General features: G+C 68.8%; 27 protein-coding genes and 1 tRNA gene. 8 read left to right on the top strand and 20 right to left on the bottom strand.

What is annotated here, in order from left to right:
- Positions 1 to 11 precede the first annotated feature (11 nt).
- From otsB to ACZ7SW_RS23095, 3 genes are all read right to left on the bottom strand, one after another.
- Entirely contained in the window at positions 12 to 2,546 is a 2,535-nt protein-coding gene (gene otsB / locus ACZ7SW_RS23105) for a trehalose-phosphatase (RefSeq protein WP_470232474.1), read from the bottom strand.
- A gap of 41 nt (positions 2,547 to 2,587) precedes the next feature.
- On the bottom strand, positions 2,588 to 4,039 hold the full coding sequence (locus ACZ7SW_RS23100) for an alpha,alpha-trehalose-phosphate synthase (UDP-forming) (protein WP_470232473.1): 1,452 nt from the start codon (positions 4,037 to 4,039) through the stop codon (positions 2,588 to 2,590).
- Positions 4,040 to 4,123: 84 nt separating this feature from the next.
- A complete protein-coding gene (locus ACZ7SW_RS23095; protein ID WP_470232472.1) occupies positions 4,124 to 5,629 on the bottom strand; it encodes a threonine/serine exporter family protein in 1,506 nt (501 codons plus the stop codon).
- 209 nt (positions 5,630 to 5,838) lie between these two features.
- On the opposite strand from ACZ7SW_RS23095, the gene ACZ7SW_RS23090 reads away from it, so the two are divergent.
- A tRNA-Thr gene (locus ACZ7SW_RS23090) sits at positions 5,839 to 5,911 on the top strand.
- A 27-nt stretch (positions 5,912 to 5,938) separates the two neighbouring features.
- Here the strand turns inward: ACZ7SW_RS23090 and ACZ7SW_RS23085 are convergent.
- The 10 genes from ACZ7SW_RS23085 to ACZ7SW_RS23040 all read right to left on the bottom strand — a co-directional run bounded on the left by ACZ7SW_RS23085 (position 5,939) and on the right by ACZ7SW_RS23040 (position 13,993).
- The gene (locus ACZ7SW_RS23085; protein WP_470232471.1) at positions 5,939 to 6,073 is read right to left on the bottom strand and encodes a hypothetical protein; all 135 of its coding nucleotides are present in this window, start codon (positions 6,071 to 6,073) and stop codon (positions 5,939 to 5,941) included.
- 75 nt (positions 6,074 to 6,148) lie between these two features.
- Positions 6,149 to 6,763 (bottom strand): DUF4190 domain-containing protein, encoded by a 615-nt coding sequence (locus ACZ7SW_RS23080; RefSeq protein WP_470232470.1) that lies wholly within the window; start codon positions 6,761 to 6,763, stop codon positions 6,149 to 6,151.
- Between the two features lie 72 nt (positions 6,764 to 6,835).
- Positions 6,836 to 7,405 (bottom strand): helix-turn-helix domain-containing protein, encoded by a 570-nt coding sequence (locus ACZ7SW_RS23075; RefSeq protein ID WP_470232469.1) that lies wholly within the window; start codon positions 7,403 to 7,405, stop codon positions 6,836 to 6,838.
- A 44-nt stretch (positions 7,406 to 7,449) separates the two neighbouring features.
- A complete protein-coding gene (locus ACZ7SW_RS23070; RefSeq protein ID WP_470232468.1) occupies positions 7,450 to 8,775 on the bottom strand; it encodes an MFS transporter in 1,326 nt (441 codons plus the stop codon).
- A 180-nt stretch (positions 8,776 to 8,955) separates the two neighbouring features.
- A complete protein-coding gene (locus ACZ7SW_RS23065) occupies positions 8,956 to 9,912 on the bottom strand; it encodes a PDR/VanB family oxidoreductase (RefSeq protein WP_470232467.1) in 957 nt (318 codons plus the stop codon).
- Positions 9,913 to 9,938: 26 nt separating this feature from the next.
- Complete coding sequence (locus tag ACZ7SW_RS23060) at positions 9,939 to 10,682, bottom strand: SDR family NAD(P)-dependent oxidoreductase (protein WP_470232466.1); 744 nt, start codon at positions 10,680 to 10,682, stop codon at positions 9,939 to 9,941.
- Positions 10,679 to 11,182, bottom strand: coding sequence for an aromatic-ring-hydroxylating dioxygenase subunit beta (locus ACZ7SW_RS23055; RefSeq protein WP_470232465.1), 504 nt, complete (start codon positions 11,180 to 11,182; stop codon positions 10,679 to 10,681). Before ACZ7SW_RS23055 ends, ACZ7SW_RS23060 begins: the two co-directional genes overlap by 4 nt.
- A complete protein-coding gene (locus ACZ7SW_RS23050; protein ID WP_470232464.1) occupies positions 11,175 to 12,446 on the bottom strand; it encodes an aromatic ring-hydroxylating oxygenase subunit alpha in 1,272 nt (423 codons plus the stop codon). The genes ACZ7SW_RS23055 and ACZ7SW_RS23050 overlap by 8 nt, the downstream gene beginning before the upstream one ends.
- 12 nt (positions 12,447 to 12,458) lie before the next feature.
- A complete protein-coding gene (locus ACZ7SW_RS23045; protein ID WP_470232463.1) occupies positions 12,459 to 12,839 on the bottom strand; it encodes a hypothetical protein in 381 nt (126 codons plus the stop codon).
- 32 nt (positions 12,840 to 12,871) lie between these two features.
- Positions 12,872 to 13,993, bottom strand: coding sequence for an acyl-CoA dehydrogenase family protein (locus ACZ7SW_RS23040; protein ID WP_470232462.1), 1,122 nt, complete (start codon positions 13,991 to 13,993; stop codon positions 12,872 to 12,874).
- A gap of 136 nt (positions 13,994 to 14,129) precedes the next feature.
- On the opposite strand from ACZ7SW_RS23040, the gene ACZ7SW_RS23035 reads away from it, so the two are divergent.
- From ACZ7SW_RS23035 to ACZ7SW_RS23020, 4 genes are all read left to right on the top strand, one after another.
- A complete protein-coding gene (locus tag ACZ7SW_RS23035) occupies positions 14,130 to 15,587 on the top strand; it encodes a PAS domain-containing sensor histidine kinase (RefSeq protein WP_470232461.1) in 1,458 nt (485 codons plus the stop codon).
- A 96-nt stretch (positions 15,588 to 15,683) separates the two neighbouring features.
- Positions 15,684 to 16,190, top strand: coding sequence for a flavin reductase (locus ACZ7SW_RS23030; protein ID WP_470232460.1), 507 nt, complete (start codon positions 15,684 to 15,686; stop codon positions 16,188 to 16,190).
- 22 nt (positions 16,191 to 16,212) lie between these two features.
- Positions 16,213 to 16,461 (top strand): hypothetical protein, encoded by a 249-nt coding sequence (locus ACZ7SW_RS23025; RefSeq protein WP_344266668.1) that lies wholly within the window; start codon positions 16,213 to 16,215, stop codon positions 16,459 to 16,461.
- Positions 16,458 to 17,675 (top strand): amidase, encoded by a 1,218-nt coding sequence (locus ACZ7SW_RS23020; protein WP_470232459.1) that lies wholly within the window; start codon positions 16,458 to 16,460, stop codon positions 17,673 to 17,675. Before ACZ7SW_RS23025 ends, ACZ7SW_RS23020 begins: the two co-directional genes overlap by 4 nt.
- On the opposite strand, the gene ACZ7SW_RS23015 is transcribed toward ACZ7SW_RS23020, so the two are convergent.
- Complete coding sequence (locus tag ACZ7SW_RS23015) at positions 17,665 to 18,279, bottom strand: response regulator transcription factor (RefSeq protein WP_009084166.1); 615 nt, start codon at positions 18,277 to 18,279, stop codon at positions 17,665 to 17,667. The two genes, ACZ7SW_RS23020 and ACZ7SW_RS23015, sit on opposite strands and share 11 nt — an antisense overlap.
- Complete coding sequence (locus tag ACZ7SW_RS23010; protein WP_470232458.1) at positions 18,276 to 18,893, bottom strand: nuclear transport factor 2 family protein; 618 nt, start codon at positions 18,891 to 18,893, stop codon at positions 18,276 to 18,278. The genes ACZ7SW_RS23015 and ACZ7SW_RS23010 overlap by 4 nt, the downstream gene beginning before the upstream one ends.
- Positions 18,894 to 19,263: 370 nt before the next feature.
- Here ACZ7SW_RS23010 and ACZ7SW_RS23005 point away from each other — a divergent pair, with 370 nt between their 5' ends.
- A complete protein-coding gene (locus ACZ7SW_RS23005; RefSeq protein ID WP_470232457.1) occupies positions 19,264 to 19,968 on the top strand; it encodes a TetR/AcrR family transcriptional regulator in 705 nt (234 codons plus the stop codon).
- A gap of 858 nt (positions 19,969 to 20,826) precedes the next feature.
- Here the strand turns inward: ACZ7SW_RS23005 and ACZ7SW_RS23000 are convergent.
- Positions 20,827 to 21,039, bottom strand: coding sequence for a hypothetical protein (locus tag ACZ7SW_RS23000; protein ID WP_009084161.1), 213 nt, complete (start codon positions 21,037 to 21,039; stop codon positions 20,827 to 20,829).
- Between the two features lie 328 nt (positions 21,040 to 21,367).
- Here ACZ7SW_RS23000 and ACZ7SW_RS22995 point away from each other — a divergent pair, with 328 nt between their 5' ends.
- Entirely contained in the window at positions 21,368 to 21,922 is a 555-nt protein-coding gene (locus ACZ7SW_RS22995; RefSeq protein WP_470232456.1) for a hypothetical protein, read from the top strand.
- A 19-nt stretch (positions 21,923 to 21,941) separates the two neighbouring features.
- On the opposite strand, the gene ACZ7SW_RS22990 is transcribed toward ACZ7SW_RS22995, so the two are convergent.
- Together ACZ7SW_RS22990 and ACZ7SW_RS22985 are read right to left on the bottom strand one after the other, a co-directional pair.
- The gene (locus ACZ7SW_RS22990; RefSeq protein WP_470232455.1) at positions 21,942 to 22,766 is read right to left on the bottom strand and encodes an acyl-CoA thioesterase; all 825 of its coding nucleotides are present in this window, start codon (positions 22,764 to 22,766) and stop codon (positions 21,942 to 21,944) included.
- A 21-nt stretch (positions 22,767 to 22,787) separates the two neighbouring features.
- Positions 22,788 to 23,516, bottom strand: coding sequence for an alpha/beta fold hydrolase (locus tag ACZ7SW_RS22985; RefSeq protein WP_470232454.1), 729 nt, complete (start codon positions 23,514 to 23,516; stop codon positions 22,788 to 22,790).
- 47 nt (positions 23,517 to 23,563) lie between these two features.
- Here ACZ7SW_RS22985 and ACZ7SW_RS22980 point away from each other — a divergent pair, with 47 nt between their 5' ends.
- Positions 23,564 to 24,835 (top strand): cytochrome P450, encoded by a 1,272-nt coding sequence (locus tag ACZ7SW_RS22980; protein ID WP_470232453.1) that lies wholly within the window; start codon positions 23,564 to 23,566, stop codon positions 24,833 to 24,835.
- Between the two features lie 5 nt (positions 24,836 to 24,840).
- On the opposite strand, the gene ACZ7SW_RS22975 is transcribed toward ACZ7SW_RS22980, so the two are convergent.
- A complete protein-coding gene (locus ACZ7SW_RS22975; RefSeq protein WP_470232452.1) occupies positions 24,841 to 25,599 on the bottom strand; it encodes a maleylpyruvate isomerase family mycothiol-dependent enzyme in 759 nt (252 codons plus the stop codon).
- 86 nt (positions 25,600 to 25,685) lie between these two features.
- Positions 25,686 to 26,684 (bottom strand): small ribosomal subunit Rsm22 family protein, encoded by a 999-nt coding sequence (locus ACZ7SW_RS22970; RefSeq protein WP_470232451.1) that lies wholly within the window; start codon positions 26,682 to 26,684, stop codon positions 25,686 to 25,688.
- Positions 26,685 to 26,801: the final 117 nt, after the last annotated feature.

Below are 26,801 nucleotides of genomic sequence, written 5' to 3'. Positions count from 1 at the left end.
GGCTTGCCTGATCAAGCCTTCTCGGCCAGCAGATTCGCGCACCGGATCAGGCCGATGTGCGAGTACGCCTGCGGGTGGTTGCCGAGCGAGCGCTCCGCGACCGGGTCGAACTGCTCCGGCAGCAGCCCGGTCGGGCCCGCCGCGTCGACGATCTGCGCGAACAGCTCCTCCGCCTCGTTGCGCCGCCCGGTGCACAGGTACGCCTCGATCAGCCAGGCCGCGCAGATGTGGAAGCCGCCCTCGCCGCCGGGAAGGCCGTCGTCGCGCCGGTAGCGGTACACCGTGGAACCGCTGCGCAGCTCGGCCTCGATCGCCGTCACGGTCTTCTGGAACCGCTCGTCCGCCGGGTCGATGAGGCCGGTCAGGCCCACGAACAGGGACGCCGCGTCGAGGTCGGTGCCGTCGTAGGCGGTGGTGAACGCCTGCACCTCTTCGTTCCAGCCGTGCTCGAGCACGTCGGCCTTGATCCGGTCGCGCAGCTGGGGCCAGGCTCCCGGGACGTCGCGGCCGTACTCCTCGCCGAGGCGTACCGCGCGGTCGATGGTCACCCAGCACATCACCCGCGAGTACACCCGGTGCCGCGGCACGTGCCGCTCTTCCCAGATGCCGTGGTCCGGCTCGTCCCAGCGCCGCGTGACGGCCTCGGTCATCGCGCGCACCATCTGCCAGTCCTCGTCGCGCAGCTCGCCGCGGACCTTCGCCAGCGTGGCGACCAGCTCCACGACCGGGCCGAAGACGTCGAGCTGCACCTGGTGGTTGGCCAGGTTGCCGACGCGCACCGGCCGCGAACCGGCGTACCCGGGCAGCGATTCGATGACCGCCTCCGCGCCGATGACGCTTCCGGCCAGCGTGTACAGCGGGTGCAGCCGTTCCGGGCCGGCCAGCGTGGCGAGCACGCCGTGCAGCCACCTCAGGTAGCCCTCGGCCTCCTCGTGCGAACCGAGGTGCACCAGCTCGCGCACGGTCATCGCGGCGTCGCGGATCCAGCAATAGCGGTAGTCCCAGTTGCGGACCCCGCCGATCTCCTCCGGCAGCGACGACGTCGCGGCGGCCAGCACGCCGCCGGTGTCGGTGTTGACCAGCCCGCGCAGGGTCAGCGCGGAGCGGCGCACCAGTTCGGTCTGCACGGTCGGCAGCTTGAGCTTGGCCGCCCAGTCGCTCCAGTACCGGCCGGCCCGGTCCCGACGGTCCACTTCGGACAGTTCGTGCGCGGCGAAATCCGTGGTGCCGCAACGAAGTTCGAGCACGACCGGTTCTTCCGGCGTCGGCTGGACGAGCGCGGTCGCGGTGTCCTGCAGGCCGTCGGAGGTGATCGACCATTCGACGCCCGGCGAGCGCAGCACGAACGGCTCCGACGTGCCCAGCACGCGCAGGCCCTCGGCCTCGGCGACCAGCCGCACCGGCACGCCGCCGAATTCCGGCCGCGGTGCGAAGACGACCTGCGCCACCGCTTCGCCGGAGATCACGCGCACGAGGTCGGTGCGGTGCCCGGGGCTCTCCGGTTCGAGATAGTCCGTGACGAGCAGCCGCGACCAGCGCGTTTCGACCGTCATCGTGTTCGGCAGGTACCGCTGGCCGAGCGGGAGCCCGTTGCGGTGCGGTTTGATCGAGAAGTGGCCCGCCCCGGGACCGCCGAGCAGGTCGGCGAACACCGCGGGGGCGTCCGGACCGGGGTGGCACAGCCAGGTCAGCTTCGCGTCCGGCGTCACGAGCGCGACCGAGCGCTCGTTGGCCAGCAGCGACAGCCGCTCGATCGGCGTCGCGGACTCGCCGTAGAGCCAGTTGCGCCGCTCTTCCAGCAGGAACGCGAGCACCATCGCGACGTCGACGGTGTCGGGCACGTGGTACTCGGCGAGCGATTCGCCGTCGCCGACCTTGATGCCGAGGTCCGGCCCGGCCAGCCGGGCGAACGCCTTCTCGTCGGTGACGTCGTCGCCGAGGAACACCGCCGCGGTGGCCCCGACCTGGTGGCGAAGGGTGTCGAGGGCATTGCCCTTGTCGGTCTTCACGACCGCGAGCTCGACGACTTCCTTGCCGTCGGTGGTCGTGACGCCTTCCCACTTCGCCGGGCCTTCGTGCACGTCCGCGAGGACGCGCCGGCCGGCGTTGTGCTCGGCGCGGCGCACGTGCACCGCGATGCTCGCCGGCTTGACCTCGAGCGACACCCCGGGCACGTCGAGCACCAGCTGTTCCAGCTCGTGTTCGAGCCGCCGGTGCAGCGCCTTCGCGTCCTCGTCGAGCGCGTGGATGAATCCGATGTCGAACTCGGATCCGTGGCTGCCGACCAGGTTGACCTCCGACGGCAGCCGCGACAGCGTCGCGAGATCGCGCAGGGCCCGCCCGGAAATCACGGCGGTGGTCGTTTCGTGCAGGCCGGCGAGAGATCTCAACGCGCCCACGGACTCAGGCAGCGGCCGCGCCTCGTCCGGGTTCGCCGTGATGGGGGCCAATGTGCCGTCGTAGTCGCAGGCGACCAGCAGGCGCGGGGTACGGGCGATCTGCACGATCGCGCGCCGTAGCTCCGCGGGCAACGCCTCGGCGGTCAACACTCCTCCTCAGGAGGTCCAGCGCGGTACGGGGGAGGGGGTCAGTCGGCCGGTTCGGCACCCAGCGCCTGGAGGAACGAACGCGCCCACCGGTCGACGTCGTGGGTGAGGACCTGGCGACGCATGGCGCGCATCCTGCGTCGGCCCTCGGCGGGGTCGAGCGTAATGGCAGCCTCCAACGCGTTCTTCACCCCGTCCAGATCGTGCGGGTTGACGAGGAACGCGCTGGTCAGTTCGGCGGCCGCGCCGGCGAACTCGCTGAGCACCAGCGCGCCGCCCAGATCCGGCCGGCACGCGACGTACTCCTTGCAGACGAGATTCATCCCGTCGCGCAGCGGAGTCACCACCATGACGTCGGCCGCGGAGAAGAAGGCGGCCAGCTCGGTGCGGTTCACGGATTGGTGCAAATAGTGCACGACCGGGTGGCCGACGCGGGCGAACTCGCCGTTGATCCGGCCGACCATCTGCTCGATCTCGCCGCGCATCCGCTGGTAGTGCTCGACGCGTTCGCGGCTCGGGGTGGCCAGCTGCACGAACGTGACGTCGCCGGGTTCGAGACGGCCTTCGTGCAGCAGCTCGTGCAGCGCCTGCAGCCGCAGGTCGATGCCCTTGGTGTAGTCGAGCCGGTCGACGCCGAGCAACACCGCTTTGGGGTTGCCGAGGTCGCGCCGGATCTGCTTGGCGCGCTCGCCGACGCCCTTGCTGCGGGCGAGGGTGTCGAGGCCCGCCGCGTCGATGGAGATCGGGAACGCGCCGACGCGCACGGTGCGGTCGCCGACCTGCACCATGCCCGGCCGGGACCGGACGCCGACCGCGCCGCGGGTGGGTTCGAGGCCGACCAGCTGCCGGGCCAGCCACAGGAAGTTCTGCGCGCCGCCGGGCCGGTGGAAGCCGATCAGGTCCGCGCCGATCAGGCCGCGCACGATCTCCGCGCGCCACGGGAGCTGCATGAAGAGCTCGACCGGCGGGAACGGGATGTGCAGGAAGAACCCGATGCGCAGGTCGGGCCGCAGTTCGCGGAGCATCCGCGGCACGAGCTGCAGCTGGTAGTCCTGGATCCACACGGTCGCCCCGTGCGCGGCGACGGCGGCGCTGGCCTCGGCGAAGCGGCGGTTGACCCGCACGTAGCTGTCCCACCACGACCGGTCGAAGACCGGCCGTTCGACGACGTCGTGGTAGAGCGGCCACAGCGTGGCGTTGGAGAAACCCTCGTAGTAGTCGCTCACCTCGGCCGAGGTGAGCGACACCGGGTGCAGGACGAGCCCGTCGTCGTCGAACTCGTCCACCTCGACGTCCGGCACGCCCGGCCAGCCGACCCACGCGCCCTTGCGGGATCGCAGGAACGGTTCGAGCGCGGACACCAGTCCGCCGGGACTGGCCGTCCAGCGCTGCTGTCCGTCCGCGGTCCGTTCGAGGTCGACGGGCAGCCGGTTGGCCACCACGACGAAATCCGCGGACGGTGCGCTGTTCTCCTCGGCGATCGCGTCAGTCACTCCAGCTGCTCCCTCGTCATCGGCGGGTCGCGGCCCCACTGGAAACCCTAGCGCGCGCGGAGTGACCGGCCGGTGACCAACTGGTTACTCCAAACGCCGTTCGGTCGGCTCCATCGGCCCGGCCAGCCGGGGCCCGGAGAGCTTGCGCTCGAGCCTGCCGAGCCCGGTGCGGACCGGCTGGGCGAGGTATTCGCCCAGTACAACGCCCGCCGCGAGAGCGAGCCCGATGGCGACCGCGGTCATCAGGGTGGAGATGTTGCCGCCTGGCGACACCGCTAATTGGTATAGACCACGATAGGTCGAAAGACCGGGGAGCAGCGGAGTGATCCCGGACACGGCCACCACGAGTGGCGTAACTTTCAGCCGCCGCGCCATCACGCCGCCGCAGAACCCGACGAGCGTCGCCGCGATCGCCGACGCGCTCACCGCGTCGAGCGTCGCGAGGATCAGCGCGCCGTACACGAGCGCGCCGATCCCGCCCGCCGCCGCGGCGACGAGCATCGCGCGCAGTTTCGAGTACGAGGCGAGCGCGAAGCAGGCGGCCGCGCCGGTACCGCCGACGACGATGATCGGCAGGTGCTGCGCGGTCGAGACGGGGACGTCGGGCAACGGCGTGCGCGGCAGTTCGAGCATCACCGCGATCCGAAGGGCGAGCACGACCCCGGCGATCAGCCCGGCACTCATCAACGCGGTTTCCATCGTGCGGCCGGACGCGGTGACGTAGTACCCGGTGATCCCGTCCTGCACCGCGGAAACCGTGGACAGCCCGGAAAGCAGCACGGTGACCGCCGCGGCGACCACGAGCGTCGGCCGGTCGGTGGTGAGGATGTTGCTGCTGACTATCACCATCGCCGACAGCGTCGCGAACAACCCGCCGACGACCTGCTGGAAGAAGAACGGCAGGTTGAACTTGTTGAGCAGCCTGCCGATCCGGTCGACCGCGGCGGAGATGACCATCGCGACGAGCGCGATGTCGAGACCCCCGCCGAGCAGCAGCGTGATGAACCCGGCCAGCCCGCCCCAGGCGGCGGTCGCGGTCCAGCGCGCGTACGGGTGCGGCGCGGAGGTGATCCGGTCCAGCTCGGTGACGGCTTCCTCGGCCCCGGTGCGGCCGCGGACGATCTGGCGCACGAGCGCCTCGGTCTCGGTCAGCCGGGTGTAGTCGAGACTGCGCGAACGGACCACTCGCAACGCGGTGACCGGCGCGAGGTCGGTCCCGCGGTGACAGGTGACGGTGATCGACGTGAAGATGACGTCGACCTCGCAGTGCGGCAGCCCGAGCGCTGAGGTGAGCGCGAGAATGGTCGCGGTGACGTCGGACGCGCCGGCGCCGCTGGCCATCTGCACCTCGCCGATCCGCAGAGTGAGATCCAGGACGAAGTTGACGGTCGCGTCGTCGGGCGGCTTCGGCCCGATCGCCTCCTCGGACTCGACCGCGGGCTGTTCCGCCGTCGGGGCCTCGAGAATGTGCCAGGCGCGCCGGCGCAGCAAATTCGGCCGATGCCGCTGGCTGGACCGCGGGTGCGGAGGCTCGAGAATCGGCCACCGTCTGCGCGCGACCCCCTGGCCGGCACGCTCGTTGATCTTCATGATCGATCCCCACCTCCTCGTTCGTTCCCGGGGACCATCGGCCGTACCGCCCCAGCTGTTGCAGTGGCGTCCGCCACACCTGTCATCGATCGTGCCGCATGGGGTTGGATCGCGCCGCTTTTCGCTGCTGACCTGGGGGTTAGGGCGGGTTGTCCGGGTGCTTCGGGAGCGGCCCGATATACTTTGGGCGCGCCCGTCGCCGGGTGCGCGCCGGTATAGCTCAGTTGGTAGAGCATCTGTCTTGTAAACAGAAGGTCAGGGGTTCGAACCCCCTTGCCGGCTCCGTTTGGATCATGGTCCTGTCCGGCCTTAGATAACCGCGTTGGCTGGCACTCGAAACACGTTTCGGTCACCGGTGCCGTCGGCCTCGGGGAACTGGACCTCGACCCAGCCCGGGAACTCGTCGTCCGCCACTCGCGTGGCGATGCCGTTCAGGTAAGCCATCACGCGAGAATGCCGCATCCGGAACGACAAAGCGGGCCCGGCACGAATGCCGGGCCCACTCGTCAGCTGCTTGGCTCAGAACCCGTCGCAGGAGGCGGTCGCGAAGTTGCCCGACGCCTTCGCCGTCTTGGCTTCCTTGCCGTCCACGACGACCTTGCAGGCGACGTCTCCGCCCTCGGCTCCGGTGGTCACCGAGAGGGTGCCGCCCTTGAACAGGCCCTTCGTGGAGATGTCTTTCGACCACGGCAGGGACGTCGGCTTCTCCTGGTTGGTAGAGGCGTTGGCGTCGCCGATCGTGGTGTAGCTGATCGAGAAGTCTTTCGCGGTGCCGGTGACCTCGTAGTGGATCGTCACGACGCGGTTTGCTTCGTTGTTGACCTCGTTGACCACCTTGGCGGCCGTCACGGTCCACACGATGCAGATCGCCAGGCCGATCACCGACAGCACGAGACCGGCGATCGAGAGGCCCTTGTTCGTGGCCTTTCCGGACCGCGTCCGGACGAAGCCGAGTGCCGAGAAAATGATCCCGAGGATCACCAGCGGCCACGCCACGAGCCCGACGACCGGGACGAACGAGAAGATCAGGCCGATCAGTCCGAGTACGAACCCGGCGGTGCCGAGCCCGTTCTTCGGCTGGGCGGGCGGGGCCGGATAGGGCGCGGGCGGCGGAGGATAATCAGGGGCGGACATGTGAGCCTTTCGTGATCGAACGTGCACAACCAGGTCGCACGAATCGCCACGAGTGTTACGCCATGTCCGTAATCAGTTCGGGCGAGGTTCCACGTGCACTCGTTCCCCCTGAAGTCCGAAGAGGATCAGCAGCTCGACCGCGCCACCGTCGGCTGAGCCGAGCCAATGCGGTTCCGTCGTGTCGAATTCCGCCGCCTCGCCGGGCGGGACGGTCAGGTCCTTCGCGCCCACGATCAGGCGGAGACGGCCATTGAGGACGTACAGCCATTCGTAACCGCTGTGCGTTTTCAGCGCGGGTTCCTCGGTGCGGCCGGGGATCAGCATTTTGTACGCGTGCACCCCGCCCGGTCGCCGGGTGAGCGGCACGTAGGTCATCCCGTGCTGGTGGATCGGTCGCAGGTGGACGCGCGGGTCGCCGGCGCGGGGAGCGCCGACCAGGTCGTCGATCGGCACGTCGTAGGCGCGCGACAGCGGCAGGAGCAGTTCCAGGTTTGCCCGGCGCTGGCCGTTTTCCAGGCGGGACAGGGTGCTTTCCGAGATGCCGGTCTCCGCCGACAGGTCGGCCAGGGTGATGCCGCGCCGGGTGCGCAGGGCTCGCAATCGAGGGCCGACCGCGTCCAGGACTTCGTCGATCTCACGCATGAACCCCAGTCTCGCGGAAGTCGCGAGACCGGGGTGCGTTCAGGTCAGCTGACGAGCTCGGGAGCCGGTTTCGCGGCCCGGCGCGCAGGGGCGGTTTCCGGGAGGATCAGCAGGCAGACCAGGCTCAGCACGAGCAGCGCGGCCAGGTAGTAGCCGACCGCGATGGCGTCGCCGGTCGCGGCGACGATCCGGTTGGCGATCATCGGCGACAGACCGCCGCCCAGTACCGCGCCGACGTGGTAGCCCACGCCCAGGCCGGACTGGCGCTGCTCCCTCGGGAACAGCTCGGCGAACCAGGTGTACATCGGTCCAAAAAGGATTCCGGTGGCGGTGAAACCCAAGAGCAGCGCGACGAATACCGAGCTGATGGTGCCCGCCGACGCGATCGGGAACATCACGAGCGCGGCGGCGATCGACAGGATCGAGCCGGTCAGCATCACCGGTTTGCGGCCGATCCGGTCGGACAGCCAGGCGGAGCCGACGTTCGCGACGGCGTGGCACAGCAGGGTGATCGTCGAAATGGTGACGATCGGGGCGCGCGGGAGGCCGAGGCCTTCCGGAGCGGCGGCGGTCGCGTAGGACAGCATGAAGGTGACCAATGCGAAGGTGCAGGCGGTGAGGCCGAGGTTCGCCCCGGCGATCAGCAGCAGCCGTCGCCAATTCGAGCGAAGGACGTCGGCGAGCGGCTTTTTCGCCCGCGTTTCCGAGGCGGCCATCTTCTCGAATTCCGGGCTTTCCGAAACGCCGCGACGGATCCAGATCCCAATCGCCAGCACGATGCCGCCGGCGAGGAACGGAAGACGCCAGCCCCAGCTCATGATGTCGTCATTGGGCAGCAGGAGGACCAGTGCGAAAGCCAGGTTCGCGAGCACGACGCCGATCGGCGAACCGAGCGCGACGAAGGAACCGTAGAGGCCGCGTCGTTTTTCCGGCGCGTGCTCGACCGCGAACACGGCCGCGCCCGCGCTTTCCCCACCGCGGGCGGCGCCGTGCAGCAGGCGCAATCCGACCAGCAGCAGCGGTGCGGCGATGCCGATCACCGCGTACGGCGGGAGAACGCCCATGCCCAGCGTCGCGAAACCCATCAGCAGAAACGCGGCGTACAGCGCGGTGCGGCGGCCGCGACGGTCGCCGATCCAGCCGAAAAGCGCCGCGCCGAGCGGGGCCATCACGAAACCGATGGCGAAGGTCGCGAGGCTCATGAAGGTGCCGAACCAGGCGTTGCCGGTTTTGAAGAACACCGAGCCGAACACGAGCGCCGCCGCGGTGCCGTAGATCGAGAAGTCGTACATTTCCAGGGAAGTGCCGACGCCGGCGGCGAATCCGAGCCGCAGCACGCCGGGAGAGTGCGCTTCGTCGCGCTTGGCCATAGCAGGCCTTTCGTCGTCTCGCGCGAGAATGCGCGGGGTGTCCGGTGGTGGGGAAACGGTGGACACAGCTTAGGGAAAGCGTGACGAAGGAGGCAAAGTCCGATTTGCGGCGGATTGATAAATAAAATCGATCAATTAATAGACAAGACGGCCGGAATCGCGAGGATTCCGGCCGCCGGGTCAGTAGAGTTCGATCACCAGTTTTTCCGTGCGGGCGCGCGACACGCACAGCGCCATCTGGTCGCCGGAAGCCTTGTCGCTGGCCGAAAGACACTGGTCCCGGTGCTCCGGCGTGCCTTCCAGCACCCCGGAAACGCATGAGCCGCAGATGCCCTCCTCGCACGATTTGAACACCTCGATCCCGTTGTCGGTCAGCACCGACAGGATCGACTTCTCGGCCGGGATCTCGAACACCTCGCCGGTGTCGAGTTCGACGGTGAACGGCTGGTCGCCGCTCGTGTCGACCTCGGCCGCGGTGAAATGTTCGACGTGCACCTGCGCCTCGCCGACCACCGGGGCGAACACGCCGGTGACCTGCTCCATGAACCCTTCCGGGCCGCAGGTGTAGACGTGCCCGGCGGAATCGAGCCCGGCCGCCACTTCCTTCAGTACCGCGGGCTGTTCGTCGCGCGGCACGCCGAAATACAGCAGCACTCGATCCCGGAATTCCGCCTGTTCTTCAAGCAGCGAAACAAAAGCCGCCGACTCCCGGGTGCGCGCGAAGTAGTGCAGTTCGAATTCCGCACCGTCGGAGTGCAGCTGATAAGCCAGGCTCAGCAACGGAGTGATGCCGATGCCGCCCGCGATCAGCACGTGCCGGCCCGCGTCCGGAGCCAGCGAGAGCAGGTTCCGGGACTCGCCGACCTCGAGCTTGTCGTTCTCCGCGACCGCGTGCAGCGCCTCGGAACCGCCACGCGAATCCGGCTCCCGTTTCACCGCGATCAGCAGCGACGACGTGTCGTCCGGCCGCCCGCACAGCGAGTACTGGCGCAGGATCCCGGTCGGACCGGTGACGTCGACGTGCGCCCCGGCGGGGTGCGGGTCGAACGGCAGACCGTCGGCGCGGACGAGGCGAAGCGCCCGGATCCCAGGCGCTTCCTCGACGACCTCGGCCACGCGGACCACGGTGTTCGGCATCGGCTCTCCGTTTCAGGGCAAGCGGTTCAGCGCAGGTAAAGGCCGCCGTTGGCGTCCCAGCACGCCCCGGTGACCGAGGCCGCGCCGGGCGAGGCGAGCAGCGACACCATCCGCGCGATGAACGCCGGGTCGCCGAGCCGTCCGACGGGGATGTTCTTCGTGAAGGCTTCGAGGTTGTCTTCGCCGACGATCGAATGCACCATCGGGCTGTCCAGCGGCCCGGGCGACACGGAGTTCACCGTGACCCCGCGCGAGGCGAGTTCGCGCGCGAACACCTTCGTCGCGGACATGATCGCGCCCTTGGACGACGCGTAGTGCCCGCCGGTCGCCGTGCCGCCGTTCTGGCCGGCCAGCGACGCCATGTTCACGATCCGCCCGTAGCCCTGCTCGGCGAAGTACGCGCCGAAGATCTGACAGGTGGTGAACGTGCCGGTGAAGTTGACGGCGAGGACCGCGTCGAGGTCTTCCGGCGTGATCTCCATCAGCGGTGCAGCTTGCGTGCGGGCCGCGTTGTTGACCAGCACCTGGACGCTGCCGAACTCGCGGACGACGTCGTCCTTCAGCTGCGCGAGCGCCGCTCGATCCCGCACGTCGACCCGGTAGCCACGGCAGTTGCCAAGGGAGGCAGCCAATTTCTCGGCCGCTTCGCCGTTGACGTCCGCGATCGCGACGCGGTAACCCTCGGCGTGCAGCTGCCGCACGATCGCTTCTCCGAGACCGTTCGCGCCGCCGGTGACCACGGCGACGTGCGGCTCCGCTGGCGCGCTCACAGCAGAAATCCCGCGGCCGGAACGGCTTCGTCGCTGTTGACCAGCCGGACGACCTTCAACGCGATCCGGTCGCTTTCGGGACCTTCCGGCGACAACTGGATCCGGTGCACCAGATCCGCTGCCCACAGGTCGTGGTTGCCCCGTTTGTAGGCGACCAGGATCTGCGCCGAACGCAGCACAACTTCGTTGTCCGTGACGGATTCCGGCACGAATCGCGACACTGTGCGCACGGTGCGGGCGGAATCGACGGCGGCGAGCGCGTAGCCCTCGGTCATCCGCGCGATGCGCATCTGCCGCATCCGCGCGTCGTCGTAGACCATGTTCAGCGAGCCGGCGAAATCGTCGGTTTCCCGGTCGATCGGGATGACGTAGATGCCGTCTTCGGTGAACAGCTTCTCCCACACGTGGTATTCCGTGCGGTCCAGCAGTTCCGCCTCGCGGTTGACCAGGTCGACGGCGCGCGCGACGCGAGGGTCAGTGACGGGGATGGTCTCAGTCATCGCCCATCATCTCCTTCCACTGGGCGTACGCGGCGCGCATGCCGGTTTCGTCGGTGACGTGCGAGGTCGGCCAGCCTTCGGGGCTCGCCTTTTCCCGCGCCAGTCCGCGGTTGACGAGGATCGGCAGGTCCGGTCCGCCCTGCGAACCGCGCTGCACGCGGTCCCAGCCCTCGGCGTCGTCGGGCGTGCCGAATCCGAACGGGCCCTGGAAGTGCTCGTGGATGCGCAGGCGTTCGCGGTTCACCACGTCCAGCTCCGGCGGTCCGTCCGGGCCGATCGCGACGTGCTCGATCAGCGTCTCGTTGACCGAAATCGGCCGCAGCACCCGGAAAAACGCCGCGGACATCGAGACGTTCGGGAACAGGTTGAGGTTGAACCCGGTGCCGTGCATGGCCCGGACGACCTTGCGCACCTGCGCCTCGTCCAGCGTCTTCGACAGTTCGGCCACGACGTGGTCGAACCGGCCCTGCAGCGGTTCGGTGCCGTCGTCGATGTCCAGATCGGAGTGCTCCGGCACCATCTGCATGACGCTGTGGCCGTTGCCGAGCGAATGCGTGATCGCCGACGGATCGGTCATGAACGACATCATGTCGGCGGTTTCCGCGTCCACCGAAGCCATCCACGACCGGTGCACGATCGGGAAGTGGTAGCCGTCGGTGGTGTTCTCCAGCTGGATCTTCCAGTTGCCGCGGAATTTGAACTGGTGCTTGCCCAGCACTTTGATCGGGTAACCGCCGCCCTGCTTCATGAAGCGGTCGATCCACAGTTTCGCGTCGCCGAGGAAGTCCTCAAGGGACTCGCTGTCCTCGTCGAAGGTCGCGAAAACCATGCCACCGTACGACTCGGTGCGCAGTTTCTTCAGCGACAGTTCGCCCTTTTCCAGCACGCCTTCGTAGCCGTCCGGATAAGGGATGCCGCGCAGCTTGCCGTCGAGGCCGTAGCTCCAGGCGTGGTACGGACAGGTGAAGCCGTTGGCCTTGCCGCTCGGCTTCTCGCACAGGCTCGCTCCGCGGTGCCGGCAGCGGTTGAGCATCGTGTGCAGGGTGCCCTTGCGGTCCCGGGTCACGATTACCGGCTGGCGGCCGACGTAGGTGGATTTGAAGTTCCCCGGCTGGGCCAATTCGCTTTCGTGCGCGACCCACACCCACGAACGCTCGAAGATCTGCGTCATCTCGCGTTCGAAGATTTCCGGGTCGGTGTAAAGCCGGGCGGCGACGCGGTCGCTTTCGGCGAAATCTGCGGGAACGCTCGCGTTCTCAGTCATGAGGTCTCCGGTTCAGTCGGGCAGTTCGACGTCTTCGCGGACGGTCAGCGGACGGCCGATCCGGGCTTCGATCTTGGCGAAGCGCCACAGCTTGACGCCATTGCTGCCGACCTCGGTGGTGCGCAGCAGGTTGCAACCGGCCTTGACGGTTTCCTGGCTGTCTGCGTCGGCCAGGATGTAACAGGTCCACGGCCAGCCGTCGGACGGGCCGACCATGTGCGCGTCATCGTCGATGTCGCCGATGAAAGTGATGCCCGGCAACGCTTTCAGCTGGCCCATCATGGACACGAAGGACTGCCAGACGTCGCCGATGGTGATGCCGTCGGCGGGCAGGTCGAAGAAGTTCTGGTTGATGCCGATGCAGAAAAGCACCCGCAGGGGCTGCGTGCTCACAGTCGGAGACTCCTCGTCGTGGTGGTGGCTGGTCAGCGGAATCCGGGGCTGGTCGGCGGCTGTCCCATGAGAACCGCACCGGCGGCGTCGTGGATGGCCGGGCCCAGGAACGCATGCTGCTTGGGTACCAGTGCGTCGCCCTGAAGTCCACGCAACGGGTGCGTCGAGTAGATCGGCGCGGTGCCGGAGATCTCGACGAGCTTCGAAACGACCTCGGACGACGTCTTGGCCAGGTGCGCGGACGAAAGCCGCAGCTGGGCGTTCTGCTCGTCGCTGGCCTCGTCGCCGGAAGCGACGGTTTCCCAGACCTCGTGGCTGACCTCGTAGAACCAGGCGCGGGCGGACCGCAGCGCGGCCTCGGCGTCGGCGTACCCGGTGCGGTAGTAGCTACGGTCGGCGAGCTTCGGGGCACCGGTGACGCCGGTGTAACCAGCGCCGACCTCGCGAGCGTGGTCGAGCGCAGCACGCGCGACGCCTGCGCCGACGATGGCGAGAACCTGCGCGGCGTAAGCGATTGTGGGGTAGCGGTAGAGCGGTTCGTCCACAGTGGGCACCCCGCCGCGGATGAACGTCCATTCGCGCGGGACCTCGACGTCGCGCACGACCAGGTCGAACGAACCGGTGCCGCGCATGCCGACGACGTCCCATTCCTGCACGATCTCGACCTGCTCGGGCCGCAGCAACGCGGTGCGCGGTTTCCCGCCGGTCGATTCGTCGCCGGGGATGCCGACGCCGAGGATGTCCGCGCCCATGCAGCCGCTGGCGAACTTCCACCGGCCGTCCACGCGGAAGCCGGTTTCGGTCGCGGGGGCGGGCTGGACCGGGAACAGACCACCGGCGAACGCGACGTCCGGACCGTCCTTGTACAGCTCGGCCTGGGTGTCGAGCGGGAGCGCGGCGAGGTAGATCAGCGACGAGCCGAAGCTGGCGACCCAGCCGGTCGAACCGTCCACTGTGGAAATGCGCTCGATCAGGCGGAGGAATTCGGCGGGCGGGAGCGGGTTGCCGCCGAACTTCGCCGGAGTGCTGGCCCGGTAGACGCCGACCTGCTTGAGCCGGTCGATGAAGTCGCGCGACACGTAGCGCTGCTGCTGGAACTCGTCCTTGCGCTTGGCGAGCTCGGCGAGCACCTCCTCCATGGTGACTTCGCTCATCGCTGCTCCTCAGAATGCCGGTGCGGTCGCCTCCGACGGTACGAACCACGGCGTCGCGCGGGAATTGGTAGTGCCTGAGCGGGCGTAGGGGATTTCTTCAGTGCGAGCCGCCAGCCAGGGGCTTTACGCTGAGCCGATGGAAGCGGACCCGCGCGCGCCCGAGCTGACGACGCACGATTTCGTCGCGATGCTCAACGCCAGCCGCACGTGCGTGCTCGTGCACGACGGCGCGACGAAGAACATCCTGTGGGCCAACCCGGCCGCGTGCGAGATGCTCGAATGGAGCGTCACCGAGCTGCGGCCGTTGAAGGCGAACCACATGAGCAGCTCAGCGCAGCAATACGACCGGGTGATCGGGCGGGCGTGGCTGCAGGAGGCCGTCGACAAGGGCGTCAGCCGGATCGAATGGCACTACCGCACCAAATCCGGCCGGGTGATTCCGACGGACGCGGTGGCGACCCGAGTTGAACTGGCGCAAGGCCCGGCGGTGATGGTGCAGTTCCGCGACATCGAACGCGAGCAGGAAATCGAGCGTGAGCTGCGGTTGACCACCTCCTGGGTGGACGCGCTGGCCCGGCAGACGTCGGCGGTCGCGTTGATGCTCGACGGCTCGGGCGAGCTGCGGTTCGCCACGGATTCCGCGGTCGCGCTGTTCGGCGCGACGCCGGACGAACCGCTCGGCCGCCTGGCCGACTACGCCGGCCTGCGTCTCGACGACCGTCCGGCCACGTGGGACGAGGTCCGCGAACGCGCCGCGCCAGCCACTCAAGTCCGGCTGGAAATCCAGGGTCGCGTGTGGCTGGAGGGCAGCGTCGAACGGCTTCGCGAGCCTGGTGGAGACGCGTTTCTGCTGCTGCTCTACGACGTGTCCGAACGCGTGCGCGGCGAGGTCCGGCGCGAGCGGGAGCTGCATCGGGAGAACTACCTGGCGCGCTACACCGCGATGGGCGACATGGCGATGGCGATCGCGCACGAGCTGAGCCAGCCGCTCGCCGCCGCGGGCAATTTCCTGGCCGGGGTCCGGTCGCGGACGCTCGATGCCGCGCCCGTTGTGTACGGCATCGACAGCGCGGTCCGGCAGATCGAACGGGCGAGCCAGATCGTGTCGTCCGTGCGGGCGTTCGTCGGACATCTGGAGCACGTGGAGCAGGTGGCTGACCTCAACGAGATCGTCGAGGAATGCCTGTATTTCGTGCGGTTGCGCGCCGAACCGGCGGCGATCGAGGTGACCTTCGAAAGGTCCCCCGAGGCGGTGCCGGTGCACTGTGAACGCGTGTTGACCGGCCAGGTCGTGCTGAACCTGTGCTTCAACGCGATCGAGGAAATGGCCCAGTGCCCACAGCAACGGCGCAGCCTGGTGCTCACCACGCGCCGGGACGGCGACACCGGCGTGGTGACCGTGGACGATCGCGGTCGCGGCTTCCCGCGCAACCCGTTCGACGAGTCGTTCACCGCCAAGGAACGCGGCAGCGGCATCGGACTGGCGCTGAGCCACCGCATCATCACCCGCCAGCACGGGACGATCTGGGCGGAACACCGCGCCGGCGGCGGTTCGCGGTTCGGCTTCGCACTGCCCGCGACCGGCCCGGGTTAGGAATTCTTCAGCTACGCCGGGGAAGTTCTCGATATCCCGCGGCGGGTGCGGCTTTGTACGGTCGAGACAGTCCCGGCCCCAGTCCTAGGAGGCACCGTGTCCGAGCTGACCCGGACCCAGCGCGAATTCCGCACCGCGATGGCCAACCTCTCCGCGGCCGTCAACGTCGTGACCACCGCGGGCCCGTACGGCCTCGCCGGGATGACGGTGAGCGCCGCCTGCTCGGTCACCGACAGCCCGCCGACCGTGCTCGTGTGCGTCAACCGGTCGAGCCGGTCGCACGCGGTCCTGGTCGGCAACGGCCAGGTTTGCGTCAACGTCCTCGGCCCCGGCCAGGAGGACCTGGCCATGCACTTCGCCGGTGCGACGAAGGTGCCGACCGCCGAACGGTTCGAACAGGACTGCTGGGATCTCGACAGCGAGGACGCCCCGGTCCTGCGCGGCGCGGCGGCCTCGCTGGTCGGCCGGATCGTCGGCGAGCAGGAGCACGGGTCGCATTCGGTGCTGTTCGTCGAGATCGAAAAAGTGCTGACCGCGCCGGACAGCGGAGCTTTGGTGTACTTCCAGCGCCGCTTCCACCGGCTTGCCGCACTCAGCGCCTGATCGAGGAGATCCCGTGGACCGGATGACCCTGACCTGCTACAATGACACGCACGGCTACGGCTGGCGGCACGTTGACCTCTTCGTGCACGACGAGCACGGCCGTGAATTGGACTGGGTGCACTGGCAGGTCCCGGCCGACGGCCCGGACGCCGCCGACGAGGCGACCGCCCGCGTCGAACCGCTGCTGCGCCGGACGTCCGACTGGCGGCATTCGGTCAGCGCGAGCGGCATGGACTACTGGACCGCCGACGCCGCCTGGACCCAGCCGTGACCGCGCCGTGGTCGCTGCGCGCCCTGGCCGCCGACCTGGCCGCTGGCCGGACGACGCCGGAAGCTGCTGTCGCGGAGGCTCGCTCGCGGATCGCCGCGGCTTCTTTCGACGCCTGGGTTTCGTCGGCTTACGTGCCTGTCTCGACGGGACCGTTGGGCGGAGTTCCGTTGGGCGTCAAGGACATCATCGACCTGGCCGGACTCCCGACCCGCTGCGGCTCCGTACTGCGCGCGGACGCTCCACCGGCCACTGTGGACGCTTCGATCGTCCAGGAATGGCGTCGCGCCGGGGCAGTGCCGATCGGCAAGACGGTCACCACGGAATTCGCTTTCTTCGCTCCCGGGCCGACGGATAACCCCGCTGCGCCCGGCCACACGCCCGGCGGTTCCTCCAGCGGTTCCGCCGCTGCCGTCGCCGCTGGACACGTCCCGTTGGCGCTGGGGTCCCAAACCGCTGGCTCGGTCACGCGACCAGCGGCGTTCTGCGGAGTTGCCTCGCTGGTGATGAGCCGGGGCCGGTTCCCGGTCGACGGCGTCACCGGTCTGAGCCCGAGCCTCGACAGTCACGGCATGTTCACCGCGACGGTTTCCGACCTGGCATTGGCCTGGTCCGCGTTGTCGGGGGAGCCGGAGGCCGAGGTTTCTTCGGCGCCGCGATTGTTGGTGTGGTCTTCGTCCGAGGTAAGCCAAGCTATGGAAACCGCGGTTGGTACCGCGGTTTCTCGCCTGCGCGCTGCCGGTGGCGTGGTCGACGAATTCCCAGACCCGGCTTTGGTTCCCGCTTTGACTGCCGCGCACCCCGTGGTGATGGCTTACGAGGCGGCGCGGGAACGTTCCGTTGAACTTGCTTCCGCCGACCGGCTGAGTGCTCCGCTGGCGCAGTTGCTGCGTACCGGCGCGGAGATGGCCCGCTCGGAATACGAAGCTGCGCTGGACGTCGTCGCTTCCGGTGCTTCGCGACTCGCCGAGATCGTGACCGGCTACGACGCCGTCCTCACCCCCGCCGCGCTCGATTCGGCTCCGGTCGGCCTGGCCGCGACCGGCGATCCGGTGCTCAGCCGCCCTTGGCAGGCGCTGGGCCTGCCGGTCATCGCCGTGCCGGGCCTGCGCGACGACGCCGGGCTGCCGCTGGGGTTGCAGCTGGTCGGCAGTCCTTTGGCCGAGACTGCTTTGCTGGCCGCGGGCCGCTGGACGGAGACCGCGCTTAAACGGTGACGCGATGGGTGAGGATGTCGCGGACCAGCGTCCCCAGACTGTCCGCCGACGTCTTCGCCTTGATCCGCGCCCGATGCACGTCGACCGTCTTGACGCTGGTGCCCAGCCGGTGCGCGATCGCCTGGCTGGGCATCCCGTCGACCACCAGCCGCAGCACCTCGCGCTCGCGCTGAGTCAGCGTGTCGAGCCGAGCCCGGACCGCCTGCCGCTCCGCGTGCTCCGCGAACCGGCGGCGGGCCTCGATGAGCTGGGTCTGTACCACCTCGACCATGCGCTGGGCCTGGTAAGGCTTCTCCAGGAAATCGACCGCCCCCGCGGTGAGCGCACGGACGGACATGGGAATGTCGCCGTGCGCGGAACAGAAGATGAGCGGAGCCGGGCAGTCGATTTCCGCGAGCTTTTCCTGCAGCTGAAAGCCGCTGATCGCGGGCATTCGCACGTCGACGATCACGACCGCGGGCTCGGCCGGGTCGAACTCGTCGAGAAACGTTTGCGCGTCCGGATAGGTCAACGCCTGCACGCCGACGCTCTCCAGCAGGAAAACCAGGGACTGCCGGAGGTCCTCGTCGTCGTCCACCACGTGCACGACCGGGTCGTCGCTCATGGCTTCATCAGCACCGAGGCCGAGGGATAGTCGCTGGCCCAGCCTTCCGGCAACGGGGCGATGAAGACGTTTTCGGTGCGGGTGCGGGTGATCCGCCAGGTGTCGCCCACGCGGCGGAACGCGTTGTTCAACCGGCTGGACCGCAGGAGCGCCTTCCCGTCGGAGAACAGCCACGGTTGCATGTGGATCCACTGTCCGGTGGCCTCGTCGCCGTCGACGTGAATCTGCTCGGAGGTGAGATAATGCGCGTTCAGGAGAAGTTCGGGGTCTTTCTTCTCGCCCCAGAACCGCTGAAAATGCGCCCGGATAGCGGCGGCGCCTTCAGCGCGCCCGAACTGCCCGTCGTAGTACTCGCCGACGCCTTCCCAGACGGCGTCCTCGGTGTAGAGCGCCATGATGAGGTCGATCCGCTCGTCGTCATCGGCGACGCCGAACTCCGGGCAGGGAGTGTCGCAGAGGAACATGTACCGGGCCTGCACCCGACGGATCTCCGCCTCGGCCTCCAGCGTCCCGACCCTCCGCACCAGCCCCGCGACGGTCTCCTCCAGCGCGGCAACCCGCCGGTCCTGGCTGCCGGTGGCCGGGTCGGAGGTAGCGGGGTGCTCGAGAGACATCGTTTTCCTCACCAGAGAAGTTCGTGACGGATGGCGCTTCGGTGCCGGGTTGGCCTTTCGGTGCGGTTTTCGGCTAGTTGACAGGGTAACCGGACCGGACCGCTACGGGCGTTGGCAGCTTGTGACCAGCCTCTGCCCCGATCGGAAGGGTTGTCAATCGGATCGGGGAGTTATGCGAGGCGTGTTTCAACCAGGGGGTGACGGTTATCAATGGCGGGCTGTGGCGTGCTCGCCGGACAACGCTTTGGGGGAGTCGTTTCTCGCCGCCGCCGTACGGTCCGCATGCGCTCCTCGGCGGGTGGAGACGCGTTTGCTTGCTGGCTGACCTCTTCGCTTCTGGGGAGGCGAAGCTGCGGGAAGACCGGCCGGTGTGGACACAGCCGGGCGGGGAACGTCGCCGATTCTTGAGTCGGCCGCGTTGATCGCCCAGGCGGCCGCCAGCACCGTGTCGCCCGCGGATTATGCGGCACTCGGCTGGTCCGCGATATCGTTGCGGTATGTGCGTTTCCACTGGTGCCGGGCGTCGGCGATGAGTGCGGCTCAACGGGCTGACGCTCGGGAGAACCGGGAGCGGATCGTCGAGATCGCGCGCGAGGCGATCGCCGGTTCGGGGGAATTGCGGCTGAACGCGGTGGCCAAGTCCGCCAGCGTCGGGCAGGGGACGCTCTATCGGCACTTTCCCACGCGCGAGGACCTGCTCGCCGAGGTGTACCGGCAGGAGGTGGAGGAACTGGTCGCGCTGGCCCCGGAACTGCTGTCCGCGCATGGGCCGGTCGAGGCGTTGTCTCGCTGGTTCGACCGGATCGCCGAGTACGCGCGAGTCAAGCGAGGTGTCTTCGCGGCGCTGGAAACCGCGGTGTGGAAAGGCCTGTCCGAAGAAAGCCACGGTCCGCTCGGCGACGCCATCACTCTCCTGCTCGACGCCGGAAAGGCCGACGGAACCATCCGTCCCGACATCGACGCTCGCGACCTGTTCATCTTGTCGGGCTACCTGACCCGCTTGGACGAGGACGAGTGGGATTCCCGCGCTCGGCATCTGCTGGATGTGCTGTTGCAGGGAGTCCTTTCCCGCTGACCCGGACCGTCGCGGGGTTTGTCGCACTGGGCGGATGGCGGCAGCGGGCGGAGGGGAAGATCGGTGTGGATGAGATCTGCTTGCGAGACAACGGATTCACGCGCGCGACCGGCAGCGAATCGCCATGCGGCTGTCGAGGGGTGATGCGCGGGCCTGGTGCGGCAATTCGCTGCGCGACCGGGTGATGTGGGGGCGGTGTGGCGTGCTGCGGTGCGGGCAGCTGCGTGATGTGGCAGGCGCGGTCGTGGAATACGGCTGATCGCGGTGAATGCGGGGCGGCGGGCACCGGCGATTGCGTCCGGTGGAAGCGTGGTGGCGTGAAGCGGGTTGTCGGGTGACCGTCGTGGGGCGTGTGCGTGCGTGGTGGTGGCTCGGCGATTGCGTTCGGCGGAAGCGTTGCGGTGCGGAGCGGGTCGTCTGGTGACCGTCGCGGAGTGCGTGCGATGTGGTGGCTCGGCGATTGCGTTCGGCGGAAGCGTTGCGGTGCGGCGCAGGTCATCTGGTGACTGTCGTGGGGTGTCTGGTGGCGCGGCGATTGCGCTCGGTGGAAGCGTGGCGGGTGCGAAGCGCGTCATCTGGTGACCGTCGCGGAGTGCGTGCGCGGTGGTAGCGCGGCGATTGCGCTGGACAGAAACCTTGTGGCACGAGTGAAACGCGTCATCTCGCGACCGTTCTGGGGCGGGCGCGGTGTGGTGGGCGCACGGCGGCGAACGTCGCTGGAACGTTATGAAATTCAGTGCCGGGAGCAGGCCTCGGCGTTGGATGTGGTGTCCATATTGGACGGGCCGCTCGCGTGTGCGGCCGGCCCGATCCCCCAGATTTCCCCAGTGGTGCTGGTGGTGCTGGTGGTGCTGCGGTTCAGGAGGCGACGGCCAGGCGGACCCGGCGGTCGCGGGCGTACGAGACCAGTTCGCGGACCTCGTCGGTGGTGATGATGCGGACGGCGTCTTCCAGGATCTCGGCCGTGGCCACCTGCAGCGGCCAGGAACGCAGGCCGGGAGCGGGTTCGTGCCAGAACCACTGGCCTTGGGCGAGATCTTCGGCGGCGACGGTAGGTGCGTCGGTGTTCATGCCTGCAGCCTAACTGGCACCACCGACAGAAAATCGCTCTACCGGACATCCCGGGACGACCCCGGAGGAAGCGCAAGAAGTGAATGCGGGTTCGGCGATAGTTCCTGCTGGTCGGGAGGATGCGAACGGGCTGCTGGGTGGTGTGGGTCACGCGGTCTTTCCCGGTCAGCGGCGAATCCGGAGGTCGGGTTCGAAAACAAGAGCCGGGTGAACTGGTCCCTCGCCGCATCGGCTTCAGGTGGATTTTGCACGGCCGGGCGGCCTGCCCTAGGCTTCGCCGGTCACCGCGCACACACCGGGGGTTTCCGGGACGAGAGGAACGGTGCGAATGGCCTTGCGCGACCCCGAGGCGTACCGCGACATTGACCTGCCGACGATTCTTCGCATGGAGCGGCGGCTTCCCTGGTACGGCTGGCCGCACCTGCCGTTGGGGCTGCTGGTCTGCGTGGCCGCGATCCTCGCTGCCTACCGGGTTCCGGTTTCGTACCACCTGACTACCGCGCTGGTCGCGGGCAGCGGGGTGGTCGGCGGGTTTTCCGGTTACGGCTGCGGGCTTGTCATGGTCAGCACACCGGGTCTGGTCCAGACCGGGTATCTGAACTGGCGGCGCACCCGGGTGTTGCGGGTGTTGCTCATCGTGCTCGGCGGGTTGTCCGCGGCGTCGATGGCGGTCGTTGTCGTGTGCCACATTTCGTTGCTGTCCGGGTCTTCCGACCAGCATCCGTTCCGGCTTTCAGTGCAGGCCGGGTTGTACTTGGTGCTCGTGGTCGCCAACACCGTCCTCGCGGGGCTTGAGGCGTGGCAGTTGTCGAAGATCCTGCGCGCACCCGTCGCCGAGGCTGCCGCGGAACCGGCGGGGCCGGTGCGGGTTCGGCTTGGCTGACTGTCTACATCGGACTGAATCAGCGCCTGCGCAGCAGTACTTCTTGGGTCACTGAGGCGACGAGCCGTCCGTCGGTGGTGAAGAATTCGCCGTGGGTCAGGCCTCGGGTGTTCGCGTAGCTTGGGCTTTCCATGTCGAACAGCAGCCATTCGTCCGCGCGGAACGGGCGGTGGAACCACACGGCGTGGTCCAGCGAAGTAATTTGCGGCTCGCCCGGGTCGCCCCGGTGCGGCAGCAGGGCAGTGCCTGCCAGGCGGATGTCGGAGATGTAGGTGAGCGCGCAGACGTGCGCCAGCGGGGCGTCCGGCAGCGCGTCCTTCGCCCGCACCCAGATCCGCTGACGCGGGCCGCGGCCGGTGTCGGGCAGGCCGGTTTCCGGGTTGCTGACGAAGCGGACTTCGATGGCGGACAGGACGATCGGCGAGCGGTCCTGTTCGACGACGCCTGCCTCGTCCGGGGCCGGGACGTCCGGCATCCGCGCCTGGTGCGCGCTGCTTTCCGCCTCGGTCTGGAACGACGCGGACAGGCTGAAAATGCTCTCGCCGTTCTGGATCGCGACGACCCGGCGCGTGGTGAACGAACCGCCGTCGCGGGTGCGTTCGACCTCGTAGATGATCGGCATGTCGGTGCGCCCGCCGCGGATGAAATAGCCGTGCAGCGAGTGCACGTGCCGCGCGGTGGGCACGGTCGCGCCGGCCGCGGTGAGCGCCTGCGCCGCGACCTGACCGCCGAACGCCCGCTGCGGCGAACCCTGGTGGCACCAGCCGCGGAACAGGTTCAGCTCGAGCGGTTCGAGCTTCAGCAGCTGGTCTAGCCCGGTCCGGGTCGGATCGATCGTCGTCACCCGGCCAGTCTAAGCGCCTGCTCAGTCGCCTCGCGGCGTGAGCAGCGCCGCGACCGCGACTGGATCCTCGACGTGCGCGTTGTGCCCGAGCCCGGACAGGACCACTGCCTCGGGAACCAGGGCGCGCAGCTGCTCAGGACGGCACATCGGATCGTTTTCGCCGGTGGCGAGCACCACAGGGCAGCGCGCGGCCGCCAGCAGGCTTGGCAGGTCCGGCCTGCCGACGCCGAAGGCGGGCGGGTCCAGTGCCAGCCGCCAGCCGTCCGCGGTCTCGGTGACGCCGTCCGGGTCCGCCGGGGCCAGACCGGTCAGCCCGGCGATCTTCAGATAAGCGGTTTCGGCCTCCTCTCGGGTTTCGAACAGCCGGGGCGGACGGGCTGCCATCGCGGCCGCGCGGGCGAGGTCGTCTTCGCTCCATTCGACCTTGATGCCCACCGCCAGCACGCTGCTGACGTCGAGGCCGTAGCGGCCGCTCGCCAGTTCGAGGGCGACGACGCCGCCGAGCGAATGGCCAAGAACGGCGATCGGGCCAGGCTCGTCGAGAGCATCGGCGACTGCTTCCGCGAGCGTCTCGAACGTGTACTCGGGCAGCCGCGGCGAGCCGCCGTGGCCGGGCAGGTCCGGCGCGAGCAGCCGCCGGTCGAGCAGGCCGGTGAGCCCGTCCCAGACCGCGCCGGTGGCGCCGAGTCCGTGCAGGAGCAGGACCGGCGGTTCGCCATGCCCGGTGACGCGCAGCTTCAGCTTTTCCACCGGACGGATCTTTCCGCAGGCGGCGGTCTCGGGGCTAGGGTCGGAACGTGTCGAGTGCTGTCATCGCCGACCCGGACACTTACGTCACGGGCGTGCCCTACGACCTGCTTGCCCGTCTGCGCCGCGAAACGCCGGTGACGCGGATCGGCGACTTCTGGGCGGTGCTGCGCCACTCCGACGTGCGGCACGTGCTCCGCACCCCGGCGGTGTTTTCGTCGCAGCTCGGCGGAACCCAGATCCGTGACCCGGCCACCGCCGAGGACCTGCGGTACGTGCGCCGGATGATGCTCAACATGGACCCGCCCGAGCACGGCAGGCTGCGCGGGCTGCTCACGAAAGCGTTCACCCCGCGCGCGGTCGGCCGGATTGCCGAACGGATCGAAGGCTGGGCGCATGATCTCGTCGCGGCGGTGGCCGATCGCGGCGAATGCGATTTCGCCAAGGAGATCGCCGCCGATCTCCCGCTGCTCACACTCGCCGAGGTGTTCGGCGTGCCCGAGCGGGACCGCAGGCTGATGTTCGACTGGAGCAACCGCGTGATCGGCTTCCAGGACGCCGAATACGCGGTGAGCGCGACCGTCGAAGCCGGCGACGTCACCGACCTCGCCCGCACCGCGCTGGCCGTGCGCCCGGAACCCGGCCCGGACGGCCAGATGCCGGATCCGCGCAGCCGCGCCGGAATGCCGGATCTCTACGCCTACGCGCACGCGCTTGGCGAGCACAAACGCGCGCACCCCGGCGACGACGTGATGAGCAACCTGATGCGGCACGTGGACGACGACGGCGGCCGGGTGTCGATCGAGGAGTTCGAGAACCTTTTCTGGTTGTTTTCCGTAGCTGGCAACGAAACCCTGCGCAACGGCCTGCCCGGCGGGATGGCCGCGTTGCTCGTGCATCCCGAGCAGTACCGCAAACTGCTCGACGACCGGAGCCTGCTGCCCGGCGCGGTCGAAGAGATGTTGCGCTGGCACACGCCGGTGATGCACTTTCGCCGCACCGCGACGCAGGACACTCGACTGTCCGATGTGGACATCAAGGCGGGCGACAAGGTCGTGGTGTGGTTTTCCTCGGCCAATCGCGACGAGACGGTGTTTCCCGACCCGGACGTGTTCGACGTGACGCGCGCGCCGAGCGAACACCTGACGTTCGGCCACGGCCCGCACTTCTGCCTCGGCTCGCACCTCGCGCGGATGCAGATGCGCGCGTTGTTCGCGGCGGTGTTCGACCAGCTCGGCGAGGTCCGGCTCGCGGGCGAACCCCGCCGGCTGCGGTCGAACTTCCAGAACGGGCTCAAGAGCCTCCCGATCCGCTGGGACTGACCGGATCAGCCGAAACCGACGAGCGAAAGCCAGCGGTCCAGGTACACCCGGTCGCCGCTGCGGTGCGCGATCTCCGACGACAGCCTGCCGTAGACCATCAGCAGCAGGTCGCCCAGCGGCGCGGCCGCGGTGACCGCCGCGTTCGCCGGCGGACCCGGATGCCAGGCCAGCTGATCGCCGGTGAGATCGACCGTCCAGGACGCCGGGTGGTCGGTCGGCGCGAGGTGGATCGTGCGGTCCGGGCCGAGCAGTTCGCGGCGTTCGGGGACGAACTCCAGCAGCTGCGGCAGCGACCCGAGCTCCAGCCATTCCTCCATCGCGTCTTGCGCGACTTCCGGCGTGACGGTGAATTCCCCGTCCGCCGCCAGCGTCGCGTCGGCGCGGTGGATCAGTGTCTCGTTCATGAACCGGCGTGCGTAGAACGCTGCTCGCGGCGGTCCGTTCGGGACCGGCGTGAACACCTCGGCGTCCGGCCCTGCTTCGCGCAGCGTCGCCACCAAGGTCTTCGCGCCGTCCACGAGCCACGACGCCGGTCGCGGGGTGTCCACCGGATTCCGGAGTTCGTCGTCCGGCAGCCAATGGTCGGCCCGCGTGCGCACGGTTTCCTCCGCCCACCGGTGCCCGGTGCTGACGTGATCGAGCAGCTGTCCGAGGTTCCACTCCGGGCACGCCGCGACCCGCGCTGTCCGGTCCGCGCCCTCGACGGCCGCGGCGAGCAGCTCCGTCTGCCGCACGATCTCGGCGCAACGCTCGTGGAAGTCCATAGGGTGTCCTCTGCGGTTCGGATCCGCTGGTACGAGACAGTCGGAGCCGACGCGGCCAGCCGGACACCGCAGCCGGAGTAGCCGGGCTACTCCACGCTCCAGGTGTCTCCCCATTCCGCGTCGCGGGCGGCGCGGTAACGCACGCCGTGCCGCTTCGACACGACGGTGCCGGGCGCGAGCCCGTCGACCGTGCAGAGGTCGAGTTGCACGAACCCCTTGTGCTTGCGCGGATGCCGGATGATCCGGGCCGACGGACGGTCGGCAGGTGCGTACGTGGCCGCCACGTACGAGAACTTCTCGTCCTCGAATCCCAGAGTGCCGGACTTGATCCGCCGGTGCACCCCGCTTCGGGGCAGCCGGGCGGAGAAGTGGCACCAGTCCTCGCCCGGCTTGATCGGGCAGACGTCGTCGTGCGGGCAGGGGGCGACGATGGTGCGGTCCATTCCGCGCAGGACGTCGCGGGCCTCTCGGATCCGTTCGAATCCGGCTGGGGTGCCGGGCTCGACGAGTACGACGGTGCCCGCTTTCGCGGCCAGCCACTGCACGACGTCGGCGCGGCTGCGCTCGGGTAGTTCGCCGAGGACGTACGACAGGGTGACCAGGTCGGCTTCTGGGGCGGCGGACGCCGAATCGACCAGGCCGCGCTGCCAGGTCGCGGTGCGGACGGCTGGTTCGCCGGCGCTGGCGGCCAGCTTGCGTCCCAGCGCCAGCGCGGCCGCCACCTGCTCCAGGACAGTGCACTTCTCCAGCGACGGCCAGACGTCGGCCGCCGCCCACACTGCCGCTCCGGTGCCGCCGCCGATGTCGACGTGCGTCTTCGGGGCGAACCCGGGCGCGGCGGCAGCCACCTCGCCCAGTACCGCGCTGACCGCCGCGTACGTCGCTGGCATCCGGTACCCGGCGTACGCGGCGACATCCAGCTCCGAAGAGAGGATCGGCGACGTTGCCGCGTCGCCTTGTCGATAACGCTTGCTGAGCCGGTCCACGGCCTGCGCGAGCCGGGATTCGGGGAACCGGCCGAGCTCTTCGTCGAGGGCGGCGCGGAGAGGTTCGGGGAGTACTGCCACGGACAACGATTCTCCCATGCCCGTTTTGTCCACCGGAGTTCGCCTGACCTGCTAGTTTCGCGATCGGGAAAAAAGTTTGAGGACCTTGTCGATCCGGCCGCGGCCCGTTCGACGCAGGGGTGAAGGCAAGCCGAG

The organism is Amycolatopsis sp. NPDC114484, assembly GCF_055633755.1.
This window is presented reverse-complemented; position numbering and strand designations above follow the sequence as displayed.